The sequence below is a fragment of the Thermodesulfobacteriota bacterium genome (assembly GCA_040754335.1).
Lineage (GTDB): Bacteria > Desulfobacterota_D > UBA1144 > Nemesobacterales > UBA2774 > 2-12-FULL-53-21.
The window spans coordinates 1-1410 of the sequence record JBFMCV010000016.1; the positions used below are offsets into that span (position 1 = coordinate 1).

Here is a 1410-nt window from a genome sequence, read left to right on the forward strand (position 1 = left end):
CATTTGCATCTACACAAGTCGAGAGCAAAAACAAGCAGAAGCAGAGGGCCGTTCTACCTGCGATCAGGTCGCCCGAACCCTTGCAGGATAGTCCTTGCCATGCCTTTGAGTTCCGATACCTTGTATTGCTCCAATGCTTCCAACATCGCCAACAACACCCACATACCTGCTAACAAGGCTGGCTCCGTGAAGGCCTTCCCCCATCGCATCTGCCTTCCGCTCAACCTCACTAACAACTTCCTCGCTTCCTTTGCTTCTGGGCTTGTCGCTCTGGCCAATTGCCACACTATCACGCACGCCATCGCCGCTACTAGCAGGCGCTTGGCTATCGCCTCAGGCTTTTCCTGTTGCCATTGCTCAAGATTGTGTCCCGCGCTTTTGAGTAACTTGAAAAACGATTCTATCTTCCATCGCCAGTAGTACCACAAGGCTATGGTCGCTGCGCTCTCTTGTTTGACATTCGTGTACAAGAACCACTGAGACAACAGCGTTTCATCTGCTGACCGGATTTGAGTTACTACAAGCCGCAAACTTATTGGCTCTCCCTTTATCACCTTGCGCCTCTCGACTACTCCTTTTCTTTGACGGTGTGGACGCGCTGGTCGCACTATCTGAACCTCTGTCTCGGCGACAAACTGCATCCCTCCAACTCCATTGACATCGACTGGGCGAGAAGCCTTAAAGTCAAGCTCATCAACCACTTCGCTCAACAAGATGTCTCGTCCCTGATGAAGCACTCGTTGCTTGTCATCAGCCCGCACCAGGAAGAGATGACCTGACTTATCCCATGCTCTGTAATGGGCGACTGAGTCTGCCCCGCGATCTATGATATGAACTACAGGCTTGGAAAAACCAAGCTGTGAGATGTGGTTGATAGATTCTGTGATTTCATCTATCTGAGGAGCATCCTCCTCGACCTTCCGGCTGCGAGTTGTATGAATGCCGTCTTCGGCCCAAAGGCTTTCAAAGACAGGAGCGATAGGAGTGCCGTCCCTGTCGCTGATGACAAGCGCGGTTTGGAGTTGAAAGCCGAGAGTCTTTTTAGACCCGATCTCGATGCGGTTTTCTTTTCTGGTGTGGTTGGCATAGTTGAGATCAGTCCAATCGTGAAGGCAGAGAGCATAAGCGAGAGATTCCTCCAATACGGCCTCACGAGCCGAAAAGATGAGAGGCTCAACGAGAGCCTCAAGAGTGACATCCTCGTTGGCATAAAAGCGCCAGGCGGCTTGAACGCTGGCAAAGGCTGTCGTGCCACGAGGCAAAGCGCGAAGTCCGGCGGCGATGGTTTGGGATGCGTTGAGATGTTCTTTCACAAGTTGTTTATAACGCTTTTGCAAGCGCGGTTCGAGCGATGATGTAGTGTCTAGCATCTTTTCAGTCTATTCTATAAGACTTGTGTAGATGCAAATG

At 51.1% G+C, this 1410-nt stretch carries 1 protein-coding gene; it reads right to left on the reverse strand.

The genetic code is table 11. The features are described 5' to 3' along the window. Positions 1-53: 53 nt before the first annotated feature. Entirely contained in the window at positions 54-1370 is a 1317-nt protein-coding gene (locus AB1598_15095) for a transposase (protein ID MEW6146337.1), read from the reverse strand. Positions 1371-1410 lie beyond the last annotated feature (40 nt).

Coding starts and splice junctions, on each gene's coding strand:
- AB1598_15095 (MEW6146337.1), bottom strand. CDS start 1,370: ATGCTAGACACTACATCATCGCTCGAACCGCGCTTGCAAAAGCGTTAT.